We start from the raw sequence: 21,546 nt of genomic DNA, 5'->3' as shown, positions 1-21,546 counted from the left end.
TACCAGGAGTGATCGCGATGAACCTCGCCCCGCTTTCCCCCGACGACACCACCGTGGTCCTGGTCGACTACGCCGTCGGCTTCGCCAACCTGCTCCGCTCGCACGACCTGCGCGAGCACCTCGCCAACGTCGTCGGCCTCGCCAAGACCGCCACGTTGTACGGCAGCGGCCTCGTGGTGACCAACGGCGAGGCGTCCAAGCCCTCGGGCCCGCTCTATCCGGAACTGCTGGACGTCGTCGGCGATCGGCCGGTGATCGAGCGCACGACGGCGTTCAACTCCTTCCTCGATCCGGCTTTCGCCGAGGCGGTGCGCGCCACCGGCCGCCGCCGGCTGGTCATCGGCGGCATCGCCACTGACGGCTGCGTGCTGCAGACCGCACTGGGCGCGTTGCGCGAGGGATACGAGGCGTACGTCGTGGTGGACGCCACGGCGAGCCTCAGCAGGGAGGCGCACGACGCGGCGGTGCAGCGGATGGTGATGTCCGGCGTCGTGCCGGTCACCTGGTGGTCGCTGGCCGCCGAGTTCCAGCTGGATCCGCGCTTCGCCGACGCGCCGTACCGCACGCAGTTGATGACCGAGTTCCAGCCGGCCATGACGATGGCGGGCCGCACGTTCTTCGCCGGTGTGCACCAGGGGCGGCTCGCGCCCACGACGGCCTGAAACGCGGGGGCCTGGAATGCGGCGGGCTATTCGGGCTCGATGAGGAAGGTCTGTCCGGCCGCGGAGGCGCAGGGGCGTTCGACGGCCTCCGCCCCGGGCTCGCCGTCGTCTCCGTTGACCGCGAGGCACCGGCCGCTCGACGCCGGGCGGATGCGGTAGCCGTCCCCGCCGGTCGGTTCGAGCCGGAAGCGCTGGTTGGGCCGGGCACCGGTGCAGTCGTTCCAGGGCTCCAGCATGCCCGCCGCCGGGCCTGCCGGGATCACCGTCAGGCAGCCGACGCCCTTCGCCGGGTCGGGGTGATCCCACTGGAGGCGGAACAGGCCGTCGCCCGCCGGGGTGAGGAAGGTCCGCGGCGGTACCGCCGCGGCGCAGGGACGCAGGACCGCGACCTCGTCATCGTGCGGAACGTCCCTGGCACGGCCCGCCGTCAGGCACAGGGAGGGGTCGGCGGCCGGCCGCACGCGGACCCACCTGCGGGCCGGCGCCGGTCCGCCCGCCCGGGCGGCCTCGTCCGACCCCGCCTGGCCTGTGGAGGAGGTGTGGGAGGTCGCCACGCCGGTGGAGATGCGGTCGAACTGCCAGGCTCCGATCAGGCTGAGCAGGGCCGCGGCCGCGACGCCCGCCACCAGTCTCCGGCCGACCGGAGCCTTCCGCCCGGAGACCGCGCTCACGGGAGACGAGGCCGGGACCCGGCCGGTGCCGCTCCCGCCCGCGTCGTCGGCCAGTCCGGCAGCCGGCGGGGCGGACGCGGGTGACGGCGCCGCCGGCATCTCGTCGGAGGCCACGACACGCGTCTCACCCCCGGCCGCGGCAGGCGTGCCGCCGGGCAGCGGGGTGGTCGTCTCGCGGGCGACGGCCAGGCGGCGGCGGGCGTCCACCCACTCGGCGACGGTGTCGTCGTCCGCCCCGCAGGCCCGTACGAACGCGGCGAGCAGGTCTTCGCGCGGCAGATCCCGGCGATTGAGCGCGTCGGCCAGAGTGGCACGCGGCAGGATGTCGCCCACGGCTTCTGCGCGGCGTTCGAGCTGCCGGTAACTGCACCCGCTCCACGCCCGGAGGCGCCTCATCAGGGCGGCGAACTCCGCGGGCGTGGTGGCGGTCCGCGGCTGTGGCCGGCTGTCGGTCACGCTCTCTCCCTCCCCTAGATCCCCTGCGCTTCCACGGCAGCCTATGCACGCTCCGGCGTGTCCGAGATCGTCCGGGAGTGTCCGGGACACCGCCGATGTGTGGACGGGAGCCCGCGCGCCGGGCCACGGTGGCCTTGCACAACGGCCCGTCGGCGCCGGAGCACCCAGGTGCTCGGGGGTGGCGTCGCGGGGGCGGGCCGTGGCGGCGGACGTGATCGCCCATCTCTGCAGCGGGTGGCGGCGCACGCAATCTCCGCGGGCGACTGGCGCACGTCCGCCGCCGCATCTCACTCGACATGAGGGATACGAACCATGGGACGCATAGTTCTGTCTGTTTTCACCACCCTTGACGGCGTCATCGAGAACCCGCACGAGTGGGCTTTCGGATTCGTCAGCGAGGACTCGATGCAGGCCGGCCTCGACCAGATCCGCGCGGCGCGGGCACTGCTCCTCGGACGGATCACCTACGAGGGCTTCGCGGCCTCCTGGCCGTCGATGACCGACGAGGTGGGCTACGCCGACGCGATGAACACCCTGCCGAAGTACGTCGTGTCGACCACGCTGACCGAGGCCCCCTGGAACAACAGCACGATCATCGGCGCGGACGCCGCGACCCGGATCGAGGTCCTGAAGAAGGAGGTGGACGGCGACATCCTCGTCTTCGGCAGCGCGGCGCTGGTGCGGTGGCTGCTGAGGGAGAACCTCCTCGACGAGATGCGCCTGGCCGTCTACCCCGTGCTCGCCGGTCGCGGCGCCCGCCTGTTCGACGACGACTCCGCGGACCCCGCCACGCTGCGGCTCGCCGGCACGCAGGCGTTCTCCTCGGGCGTGGTCCTGCTCACCTACGAGCCGACCGGCGAGGGCCTCGCCGATCCGGCCGCCGCACGCCGGGCTGCCGAGGCGAACGCCGGGGGGTGATCGAGCGCCGTCGTGACCCGGCGCCGTGGATCGTGCTCAGCGGCGGAGCCGGGCCACGGCGGCGTACAGGGCCAGGGAGAGGGCCGCCCAGGTCAGGGTGGCGATCGTGAGGGACAGCCACAGCGGCCAGACGGTCACCGTGAGCGCCACGACGACGGCGAAGCCGATCAGGCCGATGGTGCCGAAGGTCGCCCCCGTCACGTCCTGCCCCGCCTGGCGCACGCCCTCCTCCTTGGCGACGAGGGTGACGCTCGCCAGCAGGATCGCCGGGAACGCGAGGAAGAGCCCGCCCGCGCGCGGGCCGGCCAGCACGGACACCACCCCGGCGAGCGCCGACACCCCGGCGCCGAACGCGAACCGGACCGCCCAGTCGCGCATGGGCGGTCGCCTCAGCTCACTGAGCCGCAGCCGCACCTTCCGGTCGTCGTCAGGAGTCCGGCCGTCGCCGGGAGCCGGGCCGTCGTCATGACGGGCGCTCACGACAGGCGCGCCGGTGGCGGGAGGAGTTCCAGGGCCGCCGATTGAGGAAGCGGAGCGGGGACCGCCGTGGTCCGGACGCCGAGCAGGCCGAAGCCCTGCGGCGCCAGCGCGTACCCGGCGGCCACGACGACGCCCCAGACGGCGAGCGCGGCCAGCGCCCCCCGCCAGGCGCCCCACCTGGTCAGCAGGGGAACGGCGATCAGGCAGTAGAGGGCGAAACCGACCGCGCCGATCTGCATGCCCCGGGCCGAGGCGAGGACGTCGGGGACGCCGGCGATGCCCGCGGTGACGATGAGGCTGGCCAGGGCGACCGAAGGGGCGGCGCAGAACACCCCGGCGAGTCGTTTCGGCGTCAGCATCTCGGCCAGCGCGGCGAAGGCCAGCACGAAGACGCCCCCGGCCAGCGCCTTCAGGAGGACCTCCACGATCTGGTCGGTCACCTCACCCACGCCGCGTCCCCTCCCCAAGCCGACACAGATGTTCGGGGGGCGCCGCTCGCCGGTTGAACCGCGTTGATTTCCGGCGCGGGTGCGCCCGAAACCCCCGGCGTGGGCCGCGTACAGAGCCCGTCAAGACTCGGTTCGAACCCGTATGAAAGCCGTCAAGAGCGGCCAAATGCCCACGATCTCGGACTTTGCTTGTGCTGAGACCGCCGTAGGCCGGCGGACGTAATCACAACCGAGGAGTGGGGATGGCGGACGTCATCTTCGTCGCTCTGACGATCGCGGTGTTCACGGTTTTCGGGCTCGTCGTGAGGGCGGTGGAGCGCCTGTGAGCGTGATCAACGCCGTCGGTCTCGGCGTGGCCGCGGCGCTGCTGGTCTTCATGGTCGCGGCCCTGCTGTTCCCGGAGCGCTTCTGATGGGCGCGGCAGCGGCAGGGGCCGTGCTCGTGCTGTCCGTCGTCGCGGTGCTCGCCGTGGTGTACCTGCTGCTGGGCGACTACCTGTACCGGGTCTACACCGGCACCCGCCACAGCGCGGCCGAGCGCCTCGTCTACCGCCTCGTCGGCGTGCGGCCGGACGCCGAGCAGCCCTGGGCGGTCTACGCACGCGCCCTGCTGGCCTTCTCCGCGGTCTCCGTGCTGGTCGTGTACGGCATGCAGCGCCTGCAGGACAGGCTGGTCCTCGACCTCGGGCGGCCGCCGGTCCCCGCCCACGTCGCCTGGAACACGGCCGTCAGCTTCGTGACGAACACCAACTGGCAGTCGTACCCGGGCGAGGCCGTCATGGGTCACCTGGTGCAGATGGCCGCCCTCGCGGTGCAGAACTTCGTGTCGGCGGCGGTCGGCATGGCCGTGGCGGTCGCGCTCGTGCGGGGCTTCGCCCGCAGGCAGACCGACACCATCGGCAACTTCTGGGTGGACCTCGTGCGCGGCACGTTCCGGGTCCTGCTGCCGATCGCGTTCGTCGCCGCGCTGGTCCTGGTCGCCGGGGGCGTGGTGCAGAACCTCGCGTCGCCGCACGAGGTGGCGACGCTGACCGGCGGCACCCAGGCGATCACCGGGGGTCCGGTGGCGAGCCAGGAGGCCGTCAAGGAGCTCGGCACCAACGGCGGCGGCTTCTACAACGCCAACTCCGCCCATCCCTTCGAGAATCCGGCGGGATGGACGAACTGGCTGCAGATCGTCCTGCTCCTGGCGATCCCGGTCGCGCTGCCGCGCACCTTCGGCCGAATGGTCGGCCAGGTGCGGCAGGGACACGCGATCCTCGCCGTCATGGCGGTGATCGCCCTGGCGAGCGTGCTGCTGACGAACGTCTTCGAGGTCTCCGGCGGCGCCACGGTCCCCCGGGCCGCCGGGGCGGCACTGGAGGGCAAGGAGGTCCGCTTCGGTGTGCCCGGCTCCGCGACGTTCGCCGCCGCGAGCACGCTGACCTCGACCGGCGCCGCCAATTCCGCCCACGACTCCTTCACGCCCCTGGGCGGCATGATGACGATGCTGAACATGATGCTCGGCGAGGTCGCGCCCGGCGGCGCCGGTTCCGGCCTGTACGGCATCCTCGTGCTGGCCGTGATCACCGTCTTCGTGGCCGGTCTGATGGTGGGCCGTACGCCGGAATACCTGGGCAAGAAGATCGGCTCGCGCGAGATCAAGCTGGCCTCGCTCTACTTCCTGGTCACCCCGGCGCTCGTGCTCGCCGGCACGGCCGCGGCGATGGGCAACCGGGCGGGTCTCGCTGCCATGCTGAACGGCGGCCCGCACGGGCTCTCGGAGATCCTCTACGCGTTCACGAGCGCGGCCAACAACAACGGCTCGGCGTTCGCCGGGATCTCGGCGGGCACGCCCTGGTGGTGCGTCGCGCTCGGCCTGTGCATGGCCTTCGGCCGGTTCCTGCCGATCGTCTTCATCCTCGCGCTGGCCGGATCGCTGGCCCGGCAGGCGCCGGTGCCGGTCTCCGCGGGGACGCTGCCCACCCACCGCCCCCAGTTCGTCGGGATGGTGGCCGGCGTCACGGTCGTCCTCGTCGCCCTCACGTTCCTGCCTGCCCTCGCGCTCGCGCCGCTCGCGGAAGGACTCTCCTAGCCATGCCGACGTCACCACGAGGCGCGAAGGGCAGAAGCGGCGGCCTGCTCGATCCCCGGCAACTCGTGAGGTCGCTGCCCGACGCCGTACGCAAGCTGAACCCGGCGACGCTGTGGCGCAACCCGGTCATGTTCGTCGTCGAGATCGGCGCGTTCCTCACCACGGGCCTGGCGGTCGCGACCCCTTCGGCGTTCGCCTGGGCGATCGCGGTCTGGCTGTGGCTGACCGTGCTGTTCGCCACCCTGGCCGAGGCCGTGGCCGAGGGCCGCGGCAAGGCCCAGGCCGCCACGCTGCGGGCGGCCAAGCGCGACACCATGGCCCGCCGCCTGGCGGACCCGCGCGACCCCGCCCGATGGGAGGTCGTCGGCGCCCAGGAGCTGCGACAGGGCGATCATGTCGTCGTCGAGGCCGGGGAGGTCATCCCGGGCGACGGCGACGTGGTCGAGGGCATCGCCAGCGTGGACGAGTCGGCGATCACCGGGGAGTCCGCGCCGGTGATCCGCGAGTCGGGCGGGGACCGGTCGGCGGTCACGGGCGGCACGAAGGTGCTGTCGGACCGGATCGTGGTGCGGATCACGCAGAAGCCGGGGGAGAGCTTCATCGACCGGATGATCGCCCTGGTCGAGGGCGCCGACCGGCAGAAGACCCCCAACGAGATCGCACTCAACATCCTGCTGGCCGCGCTCACGGTCATCTTCCTGATCGCCACGGTGACCATGCAGCCGCTGGCCATCTACTCCAAGGCCCAGAACCCCGGCGTACCGGACACACCCGCGCTCGGCGCCGACGGGGTGAGCGGGGTGGTGCTGGTGTCGTTGCTGGTCTGCCTGATCCCGACCACGATCGGGGCGCTGCTGTCGGCCATCGGGATCGCGGGCATGGACCGCCTGGTGCAGCGCAACGTGCTGGCGATGAGCGGGCGGGCGGTCGAGGCCGCGGGCGACGTCACGACGCTCCTCCTGGACAAGACCGGCACGATCACCTTGGGCAACCGGCAGGCGTCGCAGTTCGTGCCGGCCGAGGGCGTCTCCGAGCTCGACCTGGCCGAGGCGGCGCAGCTGGCGAGCCTCGCCGACGAGACCCCCGAGGGGCGTTCCGTCGTCGTCCACGCCAAACGCGCCTACGACCTGCGCGAACGCCAGCCGGGCGAGCTGGCCCACGCGGAGTGGATCGCCTTCACCGCCCAGACCCGGATGTCCGGGGTGAACGTGGACGGGCGCCAGGTTCGCAAGGGCGCCGCGACCTCCGTCATGAAGTGGGTGCGCGACAACGGCGGCCATCCCACCGGGGGTGTCGGTCACCTGGTGGACGGGATCTCCGCCTCCGGCGGCACGCCCCTCGTCGTCGGCGAGGTGAGCGGCGGCACGGCCCGCGTGCTCGGGGTGATCCACCTCAAGGACGTGGTCAAACAGGGCATGCGGGAACGGTTCGACGAGATGCGCCGCATGGGCATCCGCACCGTGATGATCACCGGGGACAACCCGATGACCGCCAGGGCCATCGCCAGGGAGGCCGGAGTGGACGACTTCCTGGCCGAGGCGACTCCGGAGGACAAGCTCGCGCTGATCCGCAAGGAGCAGGAGGGCGGGCGGCTGGTCGCGATGACCGGCGACGGCACCAACGACGCCCCGGCGCTGGCCCAGGCAGACGTGGGGGTGGCGATGAACACCGGCACCTCGGCGGCCAAGGAGGCCGGGAACATGGTCGACCTCGACTCCAACCCGACCAAGCTCATCGAGATCGTCGAGATCGGCAAGCAGTTGCTGATCACGCGGGGGGCGCTGACCACGTTCTCGATCGCCAACGACATCGCGAAGTATTTCGCGATCATCCCGGCCATGTTCGCGGCCGTCTATCCGGGTCTCGACACGCTGAACGTCATGCGGCTGCACAGCCCGCAGTCGGCCATCCTGTCCGCGGTGATCTTCAACGCCCTGGTCATCGTCGCGCTGATCCCCCTCGCCCTGCGCGGCGTGCGTTACCGGCCCTCGAGCGCGTCGAAGCTGCTCGGCCGCAACCTCTGCCTGTACGGCCTGGGCGGTGTCGTCACGCCCTTCGTCGGCATCAAGCTCATCGACCTGTTCGTTCAATTCCTTCCGGGGATGTCCTGATGGCTGGGAACGTGATGGAACGCCTGCCGAACACGCTCCGCCGGCACCTCGCGGCGGTCCGGGCCGTCGCCGTGCTCACCGTGATCCTGGGCGGGCTGTATCCCCTGCTGGTGACCGGCATCGCCCAGGTCCTCCTCCCCCACCGGGCCGGTGGCTCGATCCTGCGCGAGGACGGCAGGGACGTGGGCAGCGCCCTCATCGGGCAGAGCTTCACCGGCAAGGACGGCGCCCCGCTCACGAAGTACTTCCAGAGCCGCCCCTCCGCGGGCGGCTACGACCCGATGGCCTCGGGCGCGAGCAACCTCGGCCCGCAGGACGTGGTCGACCGGCTGCCCGACCCCCGGGGGGCCGACCAGGCCGCGAGGAAGGGCAGGGTCTCCCTGCTCACCCAGGTGTGCGCGCGCTCCAAGGCGGTCGGCGAGCTGGAGGGCGTCAGCGGGGCCAGGCCCTACTGCACGGCGGACGGGGTGGGCGCGGTGCTCAAGGTCTTTCCCGTCGCCGGCAGGCCCACGAGGGCCGTCAGCGTCAACCAGGCGTGCCCGGCCACGCCGTTCGTCGCCACGTACGAGGGCGTGAAGGTCGAGTGCGGCAGACCTGGTGAGGACTATTCATCAGGGCATACGGTGCCGGTGCGGGGAAACGCCCACGCGGTCGTCCCGCCGGACGCCGTGACGGCGAGCGGCAGCGGGCTCGACCCGCACATCTCCGTCGCGTACGCCGAACTGCAGGCCCCCCGGGTGGCCAGGGAGCGGGGACTGGACGTGCGCAGGGTGCTGGCCCTCATCAGGGCGCACACGGCCGGCCGCGCCCTCGGCTTCCTGGGGGAGCCGGGCGTGAACGTGCTGGAGCTCAATCTGGCCCTCGACAGGGAGAGGTGAGCGGCCATGCCACGCGGGCGGCTGCGGATCTACCTCGGCGCGGCACCCGGGGTCGGCAAGACGTACGCCATGCTCTGCGAGGGGCACCGCCGCAGGGAACGCGGCACGGACGTCGTGGTCGGCCTGGTGGAGACCCACGGCCGCGTACGCACCGCGCGACTGCTGGAGGGGCTGGAGATCGTCCCCCGCAGGACCCTGACGTACCGGGGGGCGGACTTCACCGAGCTGGACGTCGACGCGGTCGTCGCCCGGCGCCCGCGGGTCGCCCTGGTCGACGAGCTGGCGCACACCAACGTGCCGGGCTCGCGCAACGCCAAGCGCTGGCAGGACATCGACGAGCTCCTCGACGCCGGAATCGACGTGATCTCCACGGTGAACATCCAGCACCTGGAGTCGGTCAACGACGTCGTCCAGCACATCACCGGCATCCCGCAGCGCGAGACCGTGCCCGACGAGGTCGTACGGCGGGCCGACCAGGTCGAGCTGGTCGACATGACCCCGGAGGCGCTGCGGCGGCGGCTCGCGCACGGCAACGTGTACATGCCGGAGAAGGTGGACGCCGCCCTGGCCAACTACTTCCGCGTCGGCAACCTCACCGCGCTTCGCGAGCTGGCCCTGCTGTGGCTCGCCGACGAGGTGGACGAGCAGCTCGACCGCTACCGCGCCGAGCACGGCATCGCCGACACGTGGGAGGCGCGCGAGCGGGTCGTCGTCGCGCTGACCGGGGGCCCGGAGGGCGACACGCTCGTCCGGCGGGCCGCCCGCGTCGCCGCCCGCACCAAGGGCGCCGACCTGCTCGCCGTCCACGTCACCCGGGCGGACGGGCTCGCCGGAGGCGACCCGGCGCTGCTGGCGCGCCAGCGCGCCCTCGTGGAGAGCATGGGCGGCACCTACCACCAGGTGGTGGGCGACGACGTGCCGCGGGCGCTGCTGGAGTTCGCCCGCGGCGTCAACGCCACCCAGCTCGTGCTCGGCGCCTCCCGGCGCGGCCGGGTCGCCCAGATCTTCAGCAGAGGGGTGGGCGTCGAGACGACCGCCAGGTCAGGCTCGATCGACGTCCACATGATCACGCACGAGCAGGTCAAGAAGGGACGGGAGCGCCCGCAGCGGTCGCGCGCGGCGCTCACCCGGCGGCGCAGGCTGGCGGGGTGGGCCGTCGCGCTCACCGGTCTGCCGCTGCTCAGCGCCGTCCTGCTCCCCTTCCGGGGCACGCTGGCGCTGCCGAGCTTCATCCTGCTGTTCCTGACCACCGTCGTGGGCGTGGCGCTGATCGGCGGCATGTGGCCGGCGATCACGGCGGCGGTCGCCGGGTCGCTGCTGCTCAACTTCTTCTTCACCCCGCCCCTGCACACCCTGACGATCGCCAACCCGGAGAACCTCTTCGCCCTGGTCGTCTTCGTGTTCGTCGCGGCGGCGGTCAGCATGATCGTGGACGTGGCGGCCCGCCGTACGAGGGAGGCGGCCCGCGCCGGGGCGGACGCGGAGATCCTGTCCGCGCTGGCCGGGCACGTGCTGCGCGGCGAGGCCGCCGTGCCCTCCCTGCTCGCGCGTACGCGGGAGACGTTCGGCCTGGTCTCGGTCACCCTGCTGGAACGGCGGCCCGAGGCGGGGCAGGGGCCGGACGACCGAACCGATCCCGCCTCCTGGCGGATCGTCGCCACCTCGGGGGGAGAGCCGTGCACCTGCCCGGACGCCGCCGGCACCGACGTGGACATCGACGGCGACCTCGTGCTCGCCGCGCGCGGGCGGCTGCTCGACGCCTCGGAACGGCGCGTGATCGAGGCGTTCGCCGCGCAGATCGCCGTCGCCCTGCGGCAGGAACGGCTGGAGGAGGAGGCCGGGCAGGCCAGGCCGCTCGCGGAGGCCGACAGGATGCGCACCGCGCTGCTCGCGGCGGTCAGCCACGACCTGCGCACTCCGCTGGCCGCGGCGAAGGCCGCCGTGGAGAGCCTGCGCGCCACCGACGTCGAGTGGTCCGCGGAGGACCGCGCCGAGTTGCTGGAGGCCGCGGACGAGTCGCTGGCCAGGCTCGACCGCCTGGTGGCGAACCTGCTCGACATGAGCCGCCTGCAGGCCGGGGTGCTCGGCGTGGCCGCCCAGCCGGTCGCCGTCGAGGAGATCGTGCCCCTGGCGGTCGACGACCTCGGGCCGCTCGCCGCCGAGGTGAAGATCGACATCCCGCCCGACCTGCCCGAGGTCGTCGCCGATCCGGCGCTGCTGGAGCGGGTGCTCGCCAACGTGGTCGCCAACGCCGTCCGTTACAGCCCCGCAGGGGAGAGCGTGCTCGTCACCGCCAGCAGGTACGGCGACCGGGCCGAGATCCGGATAATCGACCGTGGGCCCGGTGTGCCGCGCGACGCCTACGACCGGATCTTCCTGCCCTTCCAGCGGCTGGGGGACCGGGACAACCACAGCGGGGTCGGGCTGGGCCTGGCCCTGGCGCGCGGACTGACCGAGGCGATGGGAGGAGAGTTGACGCCCGACGAGACGCCCGGGGGAGGGCTCACCATGATCCTGACCCTGCCCGTCGCCGTGCACACCCACGACGTGGTCGAAAGCCCGGCGAAGCTCGGCGGTTCTCTGGATTCCGGCGGTTCTCCGGATCTCGGCGGCGCGGCGCCGTGAGCCGGATCCTCGTCGTCGACGACGAGCCGCAGATCCTCCGCGCGCTGCGGATCAACCTGGCCGCGCGCGGATACGAGGTCGCCGTCGCGGCGGACGGCGGCTCCGCGTTGCGGGAGGCCGCCGACCGGCGTCCCGACCTGATCGTGCTGGACCTCGGGCTGCCCGACATGGACGGAGTCGAGGTCATCCACGGCGTACGCGGCTGGAGCAGCGTTCCGATCATCGTGCTGTCGGGGCGCACCGGCAACCAGGACAAGATCGACGCGCTGGACGCAGGGGCGGACGACTACGTGACCAAGCCCTTCGGGGTGGACGAGCTGCTGGCCCGCGTGCGCGCCGTGACCCGGCGCACCGGCTCCCGGGAGAGCGAGCCCGCCCGCGTACGGATCGGGGAGCACGTGATCGACCTCGCCGACAAGACCGTCTCTGGCGACGTACGGCTGACCCCGACCGAGTGGCACATCCTCGAACTCCTGGTCCGCAACCCCGGCAAGCTGATCAGCCAGCGGCAGCTGCTGAGCGAGGTGTGGGGCGCGCAGTACGTCAAGGAGACGCACTACCTGCGGCAGTACATGGCCCAGCTCCGGCGCAAGCTGGAGAAGGAGCCCGCCCACCCCGTGCACCTGATCACCGAGCCGGGCATGGGCTACCGATTCACCCCCTGACGGCGGGGCGTAGTGCTCTTCGAGCGCCCGGCACGCACGCCCGCGGCGGCGCCCGAGGCCGGGCGTCGCGGGTGCGGAACTGTCGGTCGGGTGCGGAAGAATCGCTTCATCATGACCACCATCACCGCGCCGACCATCACCGCGCCGACTGACGTGCCCACACGTCCCCTGCCGGTCGAGCTCGTCGACGGCCCGGGAGGCGGGCTCTACCTGCTCCCCTTCGCGCCGCTCACCCCGGACGACTGCGAGGCCCTGTCCGTGCTCCTCGCCGCCCGGGCCGCAGCCGTACGGCGGCGGAACGAATCCCTGTGATCGTCTGGCTGAACGGGACGTTCGGCGTGGGGAAGACCACCACGGCGGCGGAACTCGTGCGATTGATCCCGGGAGCCCACTTCTTCGACCCCGAGCAGGTGGGCGTCATGCTCAGGCATGCCACGGGCCTGCCGCTGCACCACCTGACGGCCTACCAGGACGCTCTCCCCTGGCTCAGCCGCGAGGCGCAGGTCGTCGACACGACGAGTATTTCGCCGACAGAGGTCGCGGCGCACATCGTCGCCACCGTCACACCCGATCCGGCCTGACCCGCCTCTCCCCTGACTGAGGGGCTGTGGCGCGGATCACATCGGGCGCATGTCACGTCCGGGTGGCCTGCCTCCATCTGCTGGTCGTCAACGGTCAAGCGAGGAGGCGGAAGCGATGAGCGCACAGCACGAAGCCGGCACGGCGACCACCCACCGCGTGGTGATCCTGGGAGCGGGGTACGCGGGCCTGTCCGCGGCGATCCAGCTCGCGTGCCGGGTCGGCAAGCGGAGCGAGCAGGTGCGGGTGACCCTGGTGAACGCGCAGGAGCGGTTCACCGAGCGGCTGCGGCTGCACATGACGGCGACCGGACAGCGGCTCGCCGAGCTGAGCATCCCCGAGCTGCTTGAGGGTACGGGCGCGAACTTCGAGCGCGGGTGGGTGACGGCGGTGGACGTGGACGCGAAGACCGTGCGGATCGACGACGAACGCGTCCTGCCCTACGACACGCTGGTGTACGCGTTGGGCGGCGTGGCCGACACGGCGGCGGTGCCGGGCGTCGAGGACCACGCGTACACCCTGAACAGCGCCCAGGACGCCGAGGTGCTGGCCGACCGGCTGTCGCGGCTCGGCAGCGGCACGGTGGTGGTCGTCGGCAGTGGGCTGACCGGCGTCGAGTCGGCCGCGGAGATCGCCGAGCGGCACCCGGAGCTGAACGTCGTGCTGCTGGGCCGCGATGAGCCGGGTGCGGCCATGAACCCGAAGGCCAGGGCTTATCTGCGGTCCGCGCTCGACCGCCTGGGCGTGCGGGTCCGCAGCGGGGTCGAGGTGGTGAAGGTGCTGCCCGGCACGGTCGAGCTGGCCGGCGGGGAGAGCGTGGCGGCAGACGCGGTCCTGTGGACGAGCGGTACGCGGGTGTCACCGCTGGCGGCCGCCGCCGGAATCACCGTCGACGAACGCGGCCGCGTCGTCACCGACGCCGCGCTGCGGTCGGTGTCCCACCCCAAGGTGTACGCCGTGGGCGACGCGGCGGCGATCCGCCAGGGCTACGGCGTCATGCACGGCACCTGCCAGGGCGGCATGCCGACCGGTGTGCACGCCGCGGTGTCGATCGTCCGGGAGCTGAAGGGCAAGCGGCCCAAGCCGTTCCGCTTCGGCTACTACCACACGCCGGTCAGCCTGGGCAGGAACGACGCGGTCGTGCAGTTCACCCACCCCGACGACAGCCCCCGGGGGCTGTACCTGACCGGACGCATCGCCGTCCGATACAAGGAGACGGTGACTGCTGCACCCTGGCCGACGTGGGGCCGCATGAAGAAGATGCCCGCCTCGGGCGCGTTCTGGCCCCGCGGGGGCCGCTTCACCCGGGTGCGGGAGGTGTGATGAGCCGGCCTTCCGACCTCGACCATCAGGTGTTCGTCCAGCATCGGAACCTGCTGTTCTCGGTGGCCTACCGCATCCTCGGCACCGCGGCCGATGCCGAGGACGCGGTCCAGGACGCCTGGATCAACTGGGCGGCGGCCGACCGCTCGCAGGTGGCCGACCCGAAGGCGTACCTGACGCGGATCGTGTCGAATGTGGCGCTGGAACGGCTGCGCTCCACCCAGCGCAAGCGTGAGGCCTATGTGGGGCCGTGGCTTCCGGAGCCCATCCTCACCAGCGGAGACACCGCTGAGACCGTCGCGGACGCCGAGTCGGTGTCGATGGCGATGCTCGTGGTGCTGGAGACGCTGAGCCCGCTCGAACGCGCGGTGTTCGTGCTGAAGGAGGTCTTCGGCTTCAGCCACGCCGAGATCGCGGAGGCGGTCGAGCGCTCGGAAACCGCGGTCCGGCAGGCGGCGCACCGCGCTCGCGAGCATGTGCGGGCCCGGCGGCCGCGCTTCGCGGCGGACCGGTCGCGGCAGCGTGAGGTCACCGAGCGGTTCTTCGCCGCCGCGACCGGTGGCGACATGAACGCCCTGATGGAGTTGCTGTCCCCGGACGTCACCCTGTGGACCGACGGCGGCGGCAAGGTCCGCCAGGCCCTGCGCCCGGTGGTGGGCGCGGCGACGGTGGCCGCCTGGTTCGCGGCCGTCGGCACCGTCAGCTACCAGGGCATCGCGCCCGCCGACATGAACGCCGAGCTCGTCGAGATCAACGGCGGTCCCGGCATCGTCTTCAGCGGCCCCGGTCGTGTGATCGCCACCGTCACCTTCGACTTCGACACCGACGGCCGGATCACCACCATCCACAACGTCGCCAACCCGGACAAACTCCAGGCGGTCGCCGATGGCATCACCCGCAGCCTCGGGACGCGGTGAGCACCGGTCCCCGGCGGGCGCGGGAGACTGTCACGATCTCATGTGCGGCTCACCGTACGCAGCAGGTGGAGCAGGGGTCGGCGTCCGGCAGCGTGACCCACAGGCAGCACGTGCGGCGGCGGTATCCGTCACCGTCGGGCACGAGCAGTCCGGCCACCGGCGGCCCGATCTCGTCCAGCAGCCGGGCCGCCTCGGCGTACGACCCGAGCGTGAGCAGCGGGTGGGCGAACGCCTCCGCGGTGGAGCCCCACAGGGTGCGCTCGCCCACCTTGGTCAGGGCGCCGAGCGCTTTGACGAACGGATACTGGCTCTCCAGGAGCGCCTCCCTGATGGCCGCCGCGAGGTCGGGGACGACGACGGTGCCCTCGATCCCGGCCAGCGGGTCGCCGGGGAGCACGGCCACGGTCACCCGCGACGCCGCCACCGTCACCCCGGCCGCGGACGGCCTGACCAGCGTGTCCTTCAGGCGCATCAGCGGCACCCGGCGGCCGAGACCCCAGCCCAGGGCCATCGGCATCGTGTGCCAGTAGCCGTAGGTCTTCCACAGCAGCGCCGCCGCGACGTGACGCGGCGCGCTCCAGCGTCCGCCCGTCTCGTCCACCAGCGCGAGCAGCCCCTCGTACGGCTCCCGCACGAGGGCGGCGGCGGGGATCCAGCCGGGGGAGTCGTCGGCGACCAGCCTGGGCAGGACCCCCAGCACGCCGCCCCGCTCCGCCGCGAGGCCTTCCAGATGGTCGGAAAGGGCGTCGAGCAGCACTCCGCACTCCTTGTGTCAGCGGTGGTCTCTGGTGAGGAAGAGCAGCCGGGCCCGCTTGTCCGGCAGGTCGATCTCGGGCCCGAGGGTGAAGCCGGTCCGCAGCATCCGGTCGATCACCTTGTCGTTGCGGGTGTCCGGCTCGGCCACGATCCGGGTGTTGCGCGGGTCGGAGAACGCGTACGCGAGGAGCACGGACAGCAGGGCGGGGGTGAAGCCGCGCTCGCCCTCCCCCGACGCCGGTCCGAGGAGCAGGTGGACGCCGAAGTCGCCCGGCTGGACGTCGTAGCACTCCCCGACCGGGTCGGCCTCGGGCTCGTACGTCTGGAAGAGCGCCACCGGCCGGTCGTCGCGGTGGACGAGATAGGCGTGGTGGGTGGCGAGACCGTCCAGGTAGTCGTAGATCTCCAGAACGCGTTCGCGGCTCGCGTCGAGCATGCCCCAGAACCGGGCCCGCTCCTCGACGACCCAGGAGTGGATCAGCCCGGCGTCGGCGGGCGGGTCCACCGGCACGATGCGGAAGGCACCGAATCCCTCGACCACCTGCTCCCACACGGCCTCGCGCCGTGCGGGGGCCGGGGTGTGTGCGTCAGGGGTCATGTCGCTCCTCCGTCAATCGGTTCCAGTCCGTGATCACCGGCACGAGCTCGCCGCGCAGCCACAGCGGGTGCTGGTCACGCCGATGGGGGTCGCCGGGCACGCCGCTCGCGCCGAACGGGACGATCCACAGGCTCCCGTCACGCCGGGCGAGGTCCCACACGTAGCGCGCCGCCGGGCCCCGGGCGCAGTGATGGGTGACGCCCGGCACGCTCGACGTGGACAGCACACAGTCGTGGTCGCCCGGCAGGCCCGCCTCCACCGGCGCCGCGCCCACAGAGCCCGGGTCGTCCACAGGGGGTGAGATCGCAGGGGACGGCACCGCCCGCCAGGGGGCGAGCCGGTGCAGGTCGCCCCACGAGACGCCGCTCGTCTCACCGCGCGCCGCAACGTCCTCCAGCGCCGCCCGGGCCGGTTCGGCGAGGGCCGCCCGGTCCAGCCCGGGCAGCAGGCCGGTCGTCAGCAGGCTCTCCAGGGCGTACGCGACACGGGGCGCCGGCGCGAGCCACGGCCGGAAGACCTCGGGTACCTCCTCGTCCAGTCCGGCCAGGGAGGCCAGGGCGGGATGGGCCGTCAGGCGACGCACCACCTCGGCCCGGACCGCCGCGTACGCCGCCGCGCCGGTGCTGCCGGCGTCCATGCGCCGGTCCCAGGCCGACAGCCGGTCCCGCAGGCGTACGGCCTCGGGGCCGAGCCCGTCCAGTCCGGCCAGCAGGTCGAGGAGAGGGCCGGCGCCGGGCAGCAGGGTGTCGGTGTGGACGGCCGCCATGTCCCCGGCCGACCAGCGCGGCGACCCGTCGAGCAGGCGCCTGATCCGGTCGGCGCGGTGGGGCGGGGCGAACTCGACGCCGAGCGGCGCGGCGATCCCCCGCTCGTTGGCCATAACGGTGATGCCGCGGACCTCGCGGCGTGGCATCGGCGCGGGCCGGTCGTCCCACTCGTGGCCGGGCTCCCAGGCGGGCACGACCCGGAGCCCGTTGTCGGGGTGGCGGACGGGCACGGTCCCGGCGACGCGGTGCAGCAGCCCGCCGTCGGTGTCCGCGGCGAGCACGACGTTGACGGGCTCGGCCCAGCGGTCGAGGGCCCGGTCCACGTCGGCCACGGTCTTCGCCCGCAGCAGCGCCGGCAGCGCCGCGAACCCCAGGTCACGGCGCACCCGAGGCGGGTATCGCAGGCTCACCGCCTCCCACACGCGTCCGTGGCCGGTCTCCCTCCGGACGCGGGTGTCCGTCATGACGACCGGGCCGCGCTCGGTCTCGACGACCTCGACCTCGACCGGCGCCTCCCCCGCCACCTCGACGGCCTCGACGTGGGCGGTGCAGGGACGCCAGCCGTCCGGTCCCAGCGCCTCGACGCCGCCGTCCCCGCGCCGGAGCCGCTCGCGGTAGAGGTCCTGGTAGTCGGCCATGGCGTTGGTGATCGCCCAGGCGACCGAGCCGGCGTGCCCGAAGTGGGCGATGCCCGGAACACCCGGCACGGCCAGTCCCACCACGTCGAACTCGGGACAGGCCAGGCGGATCTGCTGGTAGAAGCCGGGGTCCTCGATGAACCGGTGGGGATCGCCCGCGATCAGGGCCGCGCCGGTGGCGGTGCGATCGGCGGGAACCAGCCAGCCGTTGCTCCCGCCGGTGCCCGGCCCGTCGGCCGCGAACAGCGCGACCGCCTCGGGACCCAGCCGCTCGGCCACCGCCTCGCGCCACAGCTTGGCCGGGAAGTGCGCGAAGAGGATGTGGTGGGACAGCCAGACCGCCATCGGCGTCCACGGCTCCCACCGGCCCGGCGCGAGCCCTGCCGTTTCGAGCCCTGCCGTTTCGAGCCCTGCCGTTTCGAGCCCTGCCGCTTCGAGCCGTGTGCCGTCGTGCCGTGCCGTTTCGGGGCGTGCCGCTTCCGTCGCGGTGAACTCCGGAGCCCGGCGCGCCCCTTCGGGGAGCCCGGCGTTGACCCCGTCCACGTAGGCGTTCAGCCAGCGCGCCGTGTCGTCGTCCAGGGCGTGCAGGCAGCGCTCGGCGGTGTCCGCGAGCCGGGCCTGCCGGGCGAAGCGGTCCCACGAGACGGCGTCCGGCCCGAGGATCGCCGCCGACGTGCCGGTCGCCCTGCGCCGCTCGACCTCGATCTGCCAGGCCCGGTCAAGGGCCGTGACCCGCCCCTGGGCGAAGGCCAGTTCGTACGGATCGCCCGCGCGCAGGTGGGGGATGCCCCAGGCGTCCCGATACACCCTGCTCATGACGCCGTCTCCGACAGCAGGATGTTCACGACGTCGTCCCCGGCGGAGTCCTCATCACCGCGTGGCCGATTCGGCACGGCGGCGGGCGGCGGGAACGACCAGCGGAGTGCCGGTCTCCGGGTCGTCGATCACCCGGCAGGGCAGCCGGAAGACCTCCTCCACCAGGTCGGCGGTCATGACCTCTCCGGGCGCCCCGGCGGCCACGACCCGGCCGTCGCGCATCGCGATCAGATGGGTGGCGTAGCGGGCGGCGTGGTTGAGATCGTGGAGCACCGCCACGAGCGTGCGTCCGCGCTCCTCGTGCAGCCGGGCGCACAGGTCGAGGACCTCGATCTGGTGGGCGATGTCGAGGTAGGTCGTCGGCTCGTCCAGGAGCAGCAGCGGCGTCTCCTGCGCCAGCGCCATCGCGATCCACACGCGCTGGCGCTGCCCCCCGGACAGCTCGTCGACCAGGCGTCCGGCCAGGTCGGCGACCCCGGTCGCCTCCATCGACTCGCGCACCACCCGCTCGTCGCCGGCCGACCACTGGCGCAGCAGCCGCTGGTGGGGATAGCGCCCGCGGCCGACCAGTTCGGCGACCGTGATGCCGTCCGGCGCGACGGACGTCTGGGGCAGCAGGCCGAGGGTCCTGGCGACCTTCCTGGCGGGCAGAGAGGTGATGTCCCGCCCGTCGAGCAGCACGGTCCCGGCGGCCGGACGGAGCATGCGTGCCAGCGCCCGGAGCAGCGTCGACTTGCCACAGGCGTTGGGCCCGATGATCACGGTGAAGGACCGGTCGGGGATGACGACGTCGAGGCCCTCGGCGACGACCCTCTTGTCGTAGGAGAGGGTCAGCGCGCTGCCGCTCAGGCGCGGCCCGTCGTCGTGCATGCCCGCCACTCCGTTCCCATGTCCGCTGGTTCCGTGCTCGATCGTCCGGGTCATATCCGTCCCGCCTTCCGCTGGGCGGCGAGCAGCCAGACGAGGTAGCCGCCGCCGAGCACCCCCGTCACCACCCCGACGGGCAGTTGGTGGCCCGCGAACAGCCGCTGCGCGGCCAGATCGGCGCCCGTCAGCAGCGCCGCGCCCGTGCACGTCGCGACGAGCAGGTTCGGCCCGGGCGCCCCGGTCATCCGCCTGGCCAGGTGCGGGGCGGTGAGCGCGACGAACGACACCGGCCCGGCGGCCGCCGCCGCGAGAGAGGTGAGCAGCACGGCCGCCGTCAGCAGGACCAGCCGCAGGCCCTGGACGCGTACGCCGAGGCCGCGCGCCAGGTCGTCGCCCATCTCCGTGATCGCCAGCGGGCGCGCGCAGCCGAGCAGCACCACCGGCGCCAGCACCGCCGTCGCGACGAGCAGCGGGAGGACGTCCTCCCAGCCGCGCCCGTCCAGGCTGCCGGTGAGCCACAGCATGGCCCGCGCCGCCTCCATCAGCCGTCCCCGGGTCAGCAGGTAGCCGTTGACGCCGGTGAGGATCGCGGTGGCGCCGATGCCCACCAGCACGAGGCGATGGCCGTGCAGGCCGCCGCGCCAGGCCAGCGCGTAGATGACCGCTCCGGTGACGACCCCGCCGAGCACCGCGCCGCCCGCGAGCGCCGCGCTGCCGCCTCCCGTGACGACCACGAGGAGCGCCCCGGCCGCCGAGCCCTGGGTGAACCCGAGCAGGTCGGGGCTGCCCAGCGGATTGCGTACGAGCGACTGGAAGACCGCGCCGGCCAGCGCGAGGGCGGCGCCCACGAGCAGCGCGGTGACCACGCGGGGCAGCCGGAGCTCGTGCACGATGAAGTCCTCGGCCGGGCTGCCGCCGCCCAGGACGGTGCGGACGACGTCGGAGGGGCTCATCGGGTAGTCGCCGCCGCCGACCGCGAGCACGCCGAAGACGAGCGCGAGCAGCAGGCCGCCGGCTCCCACGGCGACGGCCCTGACCCGCAGGGGCACACCGCCGGCGATCCTTCGAACGGCCATCGGCCGTACGGCGCTCATGCCACCTCCTCGCCTGACGGCTCGGAGTCGCATGAGCGAATCGCGCTGTGCCTATTGATTCGCTCGCTGAGCTCGCTCATGCGCGGACCTTCCTTCGCACGAAGTACAGGAACAGCGGGCCGCCCAGCACCGCCGTGACGATGCCCGCCTGCAGCTCGCCCGGCCTGGCCACCAGCCGCCCGAGCACGTCGGCGCCGAGCAGCAGCACGGGCGCGAGCAGCGCGCAGCAGGGGAGCATCCAGCGCTGGTCGGGGCCGGTCAGCGCCCGGACGAGGTGCGGCACCATGAGCCCGACGAAGACGATGGGCCCGCAGGCCGCCGTCGCCGCCCCGCACAGCAGCGTCACCGCCACGATGGCGCCCGCCCGCACCCGGGCGGGATGCGCGCCGAGCGAGCGCGCCGAGTCGTCGCCGAGCGCGAGCGCGTTGAGCGGCCTGGCCAGGGCCAGAGCCAGCAGCAGGCCCGCCGCGACGAACGGCGTCAGCATGGCCGCGGTCTCGCCCTGCGCGCTCGCCAGCGAGCCGACCGTCCAGAAGCGCATGGTCTCCAGCGAGGCCGCGTCGAGCAGCATCGTCCCGTTCACGTACGAGTAGAGCGCGGCGTTTATGGCGGCTCCCGCGAGCGCCAGCCGCGCCGGGGTGGCCGCGCGCCCGCCGCCCACCGCGTACACCAGCACGGACACGACCGCCGCGCCGGCCAGGGCGAACCAGACGTAGCCCTGGAACGTCGCCACCCCGAAAAGCCCGGCGGCCGTGGCCACCGCAGCCGAGGCGCCCGCGTTGATCCCCAGCAGGCCGGGGTCGGCCAGCGGGTTGCGGGTCAGCGCCTGCATGACGCCGCCGGCGACCCCCAGCGCGACTCCGGCGAGCAGCCCGAGGAGGGTGCGCGGCAGCCGCATCTGGTGGACGACCGTGTAGGCGGCCGAGTCGGCGTCGACGAGCCCGTGCCAGACCTCGGCCGGGGAGAGCTGCCGGGCGCCGAGCCCGAGGCTGAGCACGAGGAGGGCGGCCAGGGCGACCGCCGAGCCCAGCAGCGCCGCGGCGCGCCGGCCGTTTTCCGCGCGTTTACGCGGCGGCCCCGCAGGCCCGCTGATCTGCGAGGACTCCATGACGACCACGACCGGCTCCGGTGGGGGGCGTGGGGCGATTTCCATCACCCCTCTGGACAAGAACTTAGGTAAGGGTAACCTAACTAACGATCAGC

General features: G+C 73.1%; 21 protein-coding genes. 12 read left to right on the top strand and 9 right to left on the bottom strand.

Annotated elements, in window-relative coordinates; all coding sequences use genetic code 11:
* Positions 1-17: 17 nt before the first annotated feature.
* Positions 18-662 (top strand): isochorismatase family protein, encoded by a 645-nt coding sequence (locus FLW16_RS37240; RefSeq protein ID WP_142565545.1) that lies wholly within the window; start codon positions 18-20, stop codon positions 660-662.
* 26 nt (positions 663-688) lie between these two features.
* Here FLW16_RS37240 and FLW16_RS37235 read toward each other — a convergent pair whose 3' ends face one another.
* Complete coding sequence (locus FLW16_RS37235) at positions 689-1,789, bottom strand: RICIN domain-containing protein (RefSeq protein ID WP_142565543.1); 1,101 nt, start codon at positions 1,787-1,789, stop codon at positions 689-691.
* Positions 1,790-2,101: 312 nt separating this feature from the next.
* On the opposite strand from FLW16_RS37235, the gene FLW16_RS37230 reads away from it, so the two are divergent.
* Entirely contained in the window at positions 2,102-2,707 is a 606-nt protein-coding gene (locus FLW16_RS37230; protein WP_142565541.1) for a dihydrofolate reductase family protein, read from the top strand.
* A 36-nt stretch (positions 2,708-2,743) separates the two neighbouring features.
* Here FLW16_RS37230 and FLW16_RS37225 read toward each other — a convergent pair whose 3' ends face one another.
* Together FLW16_RS37225 and FLW16_RS37220 are read right to left on the bottom strand one after the other, a co-directional pair.
* A complete protein-coding gene (locus FLW16_RS37225) occupies positions 2,744-3,187 on the bottom strand; it encodes a DUF3147 family protein (RefSeq protein ID WP_142565539.1) in 444 nt (147 codons plus the stop codon).
* A complete protein-coding gene (locus FLW16_RS37220) occupies positions 3,184-3,636 on the bottom strand; it encodes a DUF3147 family protein (protein WP_185949760.1) in 453 nt (150 codons plus the stop codon). The genes FLW16_RS37225 and FLW16_RS37220 overlap by 4 nt, the downstream gene beginning before the upstream one ends.
* A gap of 322 nt (positions 3,637-3,958) precedes the next feature.
* Here FLW16_RS37220 and FLW16_RS37210 point away from each other — a divergent pair, with 322 nt between their 5' ends.
* From FLW16_RS37210 to FLW16_RS37165, 10 genes are all read left to right on the top strand, one after another.
* Positions 3,959-4,048 (top strand): potassium-transporting ATPase subunit F, encoded by a 90-nt coding sequence (locus FLW16_RS37210; protein WP_051762707.1) that lies wholly within the window; start codon positions 3,959-3,961, stop codon positions 4,046-4,048.
* The gene (gene kdpA, locus FLW16_RS37205) at positions 4,048-5,709 is read left to right on the top strand and encodes a potassium-transporting ATPase subunit KdpA (protein WP_142565535.1); all 1,662 of its coding nucleotides are present in this window, start codon (positions 4,048-4,050) and stop codon (positions 5,707-5,709) included. Before FLW16_RS37210 ends, kdpA begins: the two co-directional genes overlap by 1 nt.
* 2 nt (positions 5,710-5,711) lie before the next feature.
* Positions 5,712-7,820, top strand: coding sequence for a potassium-transporting ATPase subunit KdpB (gene kdpB / locus FLW16_RS37200; RefSeq protein ID WP_142565533.1), 2,109 nt, complete (start codon positions 5,712-5,714; stop codon positions 7,818-7,820).
* 14 nt (positions 7,821-7,834) lie between these two features.
* The gene (locus tag FLW16_RS37195; RefSeq protein ID WP_142565610.1) at positions 7,835-8,698 is read left to right on the top strand and encodes a potassium-transporting ATPase subunit C; all 864 of its coding nucleotides are present in this window, start codon (positions 7,835-7,837) and stop codon (positions 8,696-8,698) included.
* A 6-nt stretch (positions 8,699-8,704) separates the two neighbouring features.
* Positions 8,705-11,323, top strand: a complete 2,619-nt coding sequence (locus FLW16_RS37190; RefSeq protein ID WP_142565531.1) for a sensor histidine kinase KdpD — start codon at positions 8,705-8,707, stop codon at positions 11,321-11,323.
* Entirely contained in the window at positions 11,320-11,988 is a 669-nt protein-coding gene (locus FLW16_RS37185) for a response regulator (protein ID WP_142565528.1), read from the top strand. Before FLW16_RS37190 ends, FLW16_RS37185 begins: the two co-directional genes overlap by 4 nt.
* 111 nt (positions 11,989-12,099) lie before the next feature.
* Positions 12,100-12,300, top strand: coding sequence for a hypothetical protein (locus FLW16_RS37180; RefSeq protein ID WP_142565526.1), 201 nt, complete (start codon positions 12,100-12,102; stop codon positions 12,298-12,300).
* Positions 12,297-12,569 (top strand): hypothetical protein, encoded by a 273-nt coding sequence (locus tag FLW16_RS37175; RefSeq protein WP_142565524.1) that lies wholly within the window; start codon positions 12,297-12,299, stop codon positions 12,567-12,569. The genes FLW16_RS37180 and FLW16_RS37175 overlap by 4 nt, the downstream gene beginning before the upstream one ends.
* A gap of 115 nt (positions 12,570-12,684) precedes the next feature.
* On the top strand, positions 12,685-13,890 hold the full coding sequence (locus FLW16_RS37170) for an NAD(P)/FAD-dependent oxidoreductase (RefSeq protein ID WP_142565522.1): 1,206 nt from the start codon (positions 12,685-12,687) through the stop codon (positions 13,888-13,890).
* Positions 13,890-14,807 carry an RNA polymerase sigma-70 factor gene (locus tag FLW16_RS37165; protein ID WP_142565520.1) on the top strand — a complete coding sequence of 306 codons (918 nt, stop codon included), beginning with the start codon at positions 13,890-13,892 and terminating at the stop codon, positions 14,805-14,807. The genes FLW16_RS37170 and FLW16_RS37165 overlap by 1 nt, the downstream gene beginning before the upstream one ends.
* 49 nt (positions 14,808-14,856) lie before the next feature.
* Here the strand turns inward: FLW16_RS37165 and FLW16_RS37160 are convergent, their stop codons facing one another.
* From FLW16_RS37160 to FLW16_RS37135, 6 genes are all read right to left on the bottom strand, one after another.
* Positions 14,857-15,564: a (2Fe-2S)-binding protein gene (locus tag FLW16_RS37160; RefSeq protein ID WP_142565518.1), complete on the bottom strand. Its 708-nt coding sequence runs from the start codon at positions 15,562-15,564 to the stop codon at positions 14,857-14,859.
* Positions 15,565-15,579: 15 nt separating this feature from the next.
* Positions 15,580-16,161 (bottom strand): GNAT family N-acetyltransferase, encoded by a 582-nt coding sequence (locus FLW16_RS37155; RefSeq protein ID WP_142565516.1) that lies wholly within the window; start codon positions 16,159-16,161, stop codon positions 15,580-15,582.
* Positions 16,151-18,382 carry a penicillin acylase family protein gene (locus tag FLW16_RS37150; protein WP_142565513.1) on the bottom strand — a complete coding sequence of 744 codons (2,232 nt, stop codon included), beginning with the start codon at positions 18,380-18,382 and terminating at the stop codon, positions 16,151-16,153. The genes FLW16_RS37155 and FLW16_RS37150 overlap by 11 nt, the downstream gene beginning before the upstream one ends.
* Positions 18,383-18,436: 54 nt before the next feature.
* Positions 18,437-19,252: an ABC transporter ATP-binding protein gene (locus FLW16_RS37145; RefSeq protein ID WP_142565607.1), complete on the bottom strand. Its 816-nt coding sequence runs from the start codon at positions 19,250-19,252 to the stop codon at positions 18,437-18,439.
* A 50-nt stretch (positions 19,253-19,302) separates the two neighbouring features.
* On the bottom strand, positions 19,303-20,343 hold the full coding sequence (locus FLW16_RS37140; RefSeq protein WP_260616008.1) for an iron chelate uptake ABC transporter family permease subunit: 1,041 nt from the start codon (positions 20,341-20,343) through the stop codon (positions 19,303-19,305).
* A gap of 76 nt (positions 20,344-20,419) precedes the next feature.
* A complete protein-coding gene (locus FLW16_RS37135; RefSeq protein ID WP_142565511.1) occupies positions 20,420-21,496 on the bottom strand; it encodes an iron ABC transporter permease in 1,077 nt (358 codons plus the stop codon).
* Between the last annotated feature and the right edge of the window lie 50 nt (positions 21,497-21,546).

Source organism: Microbispora sp. KK1-11 (genome assembly GCF_006874435.1).
In the GTDB taxonomy this organism is placed as follows: Bacteria; Actinomycetota; Actinomycetes; order Streptosporangiales; family Streptosporangiaceae; genus Microbispora; species Microbispora catharanthi.
Note: the sequence above shows the minus strand (reverse complement) of the source record. Positions and strands in the feature narration are given on the sequence as shown.

Coding starts and splice junctions, on each gene's coding strand:
- FLW16_RS37240 (WP_142565545.1), top strand. CDS start 18: ATGAACCTCGCCCCGCTTTCCCCCGACGACACCACCGTGGTCCTGGTC.
- FLW16_RS37230 (WP_142565541.1), top strand. CDS start 2,102: ATGGGACGCATAGTTCTGTCTGTTTTCACCACCCTTGACGGCGTCATC.
- kdpA (WP_142565535.1), top strand. CDS start 4,048: ATGGGCGCGGCAGCGGCAGGGGCCGTGCTCGTGCTGTCCGTCGTCGCG.
- kdpB (WP_142565533.1), top strand. CDS start 5,712: ATGCCGACGTCACCACGAGGCGCGAAGGGCAGAAGCGGCGGCCTGCTC.
- FLW16_RS37195 (WP_142565610.1), top strand. CDS start 7,835: ATGGAACGCCTGCCGAACACGCTCCGCCGGCACCTCGCGGCGGTCCGG.
- FLW16_RS37190 (WP_142565531.1), top strand. CDS start 8,705: ATGCCACGCGGGCGGCTGCGGATCTACCTCGGCGCGGCACCCGGGGTC.
- FLW16_RS37180 (WP_142565526.1), top strand. CDS start 12,100: ATGACCACCATCACCGCGCCGACCATCACCGCGCCGACTGACGTGCCC.
- FLW16_RS37170 (WP_142565522.1), top strand. CDS start 12,685: ATGAGCGCACAGCACGAAGCCGGCACGGCGACCACCCACCGCGTGGTG.
- FLW16_RS37165 (WP_142565520.1), top strand. CDS start 13,890: ATGAGCCGGCCTTCCGACCTCGACCATCAGGTGTTCGTCCAGCATCGG.
- FLW16_RS37155 (WP_142565516.1), bottom strand. CDS start 16,161: ATGACCCCTGACGCACACACCCCGGCCCCCGCACGGCGCGAGGCCGTG.
- FLW16_RS37150 (WP_142565513.1), bottom strand. CDS start 18,382: ATGAGCAGGGTGTATCGGGACGCCTGGGGCATCCCCCACCTGCGCGCG.
- FLW16_RS37145 (WP_142565607.1), bottom strand. CDS start 19,252: ATGCACGACGACGGGCCGCGCCTGAGCGGCAGCGCGCTGACCCTCTCC.
- FLW16_RS37140 (WP_260616008.1), bottom strand. CDS start 20,343: ATGAGCGCCGTACGGCCGATGGCCGTTCGAAGGATCGCCGGCGGTGTG.
- FLW16_RS37135 (WP_142565511.1), bottom strand. CDS start 21,496: ATGGAAATCGCCCCACGCCCCCCACCGGAGCCGGTCGTGGTCGTCATG.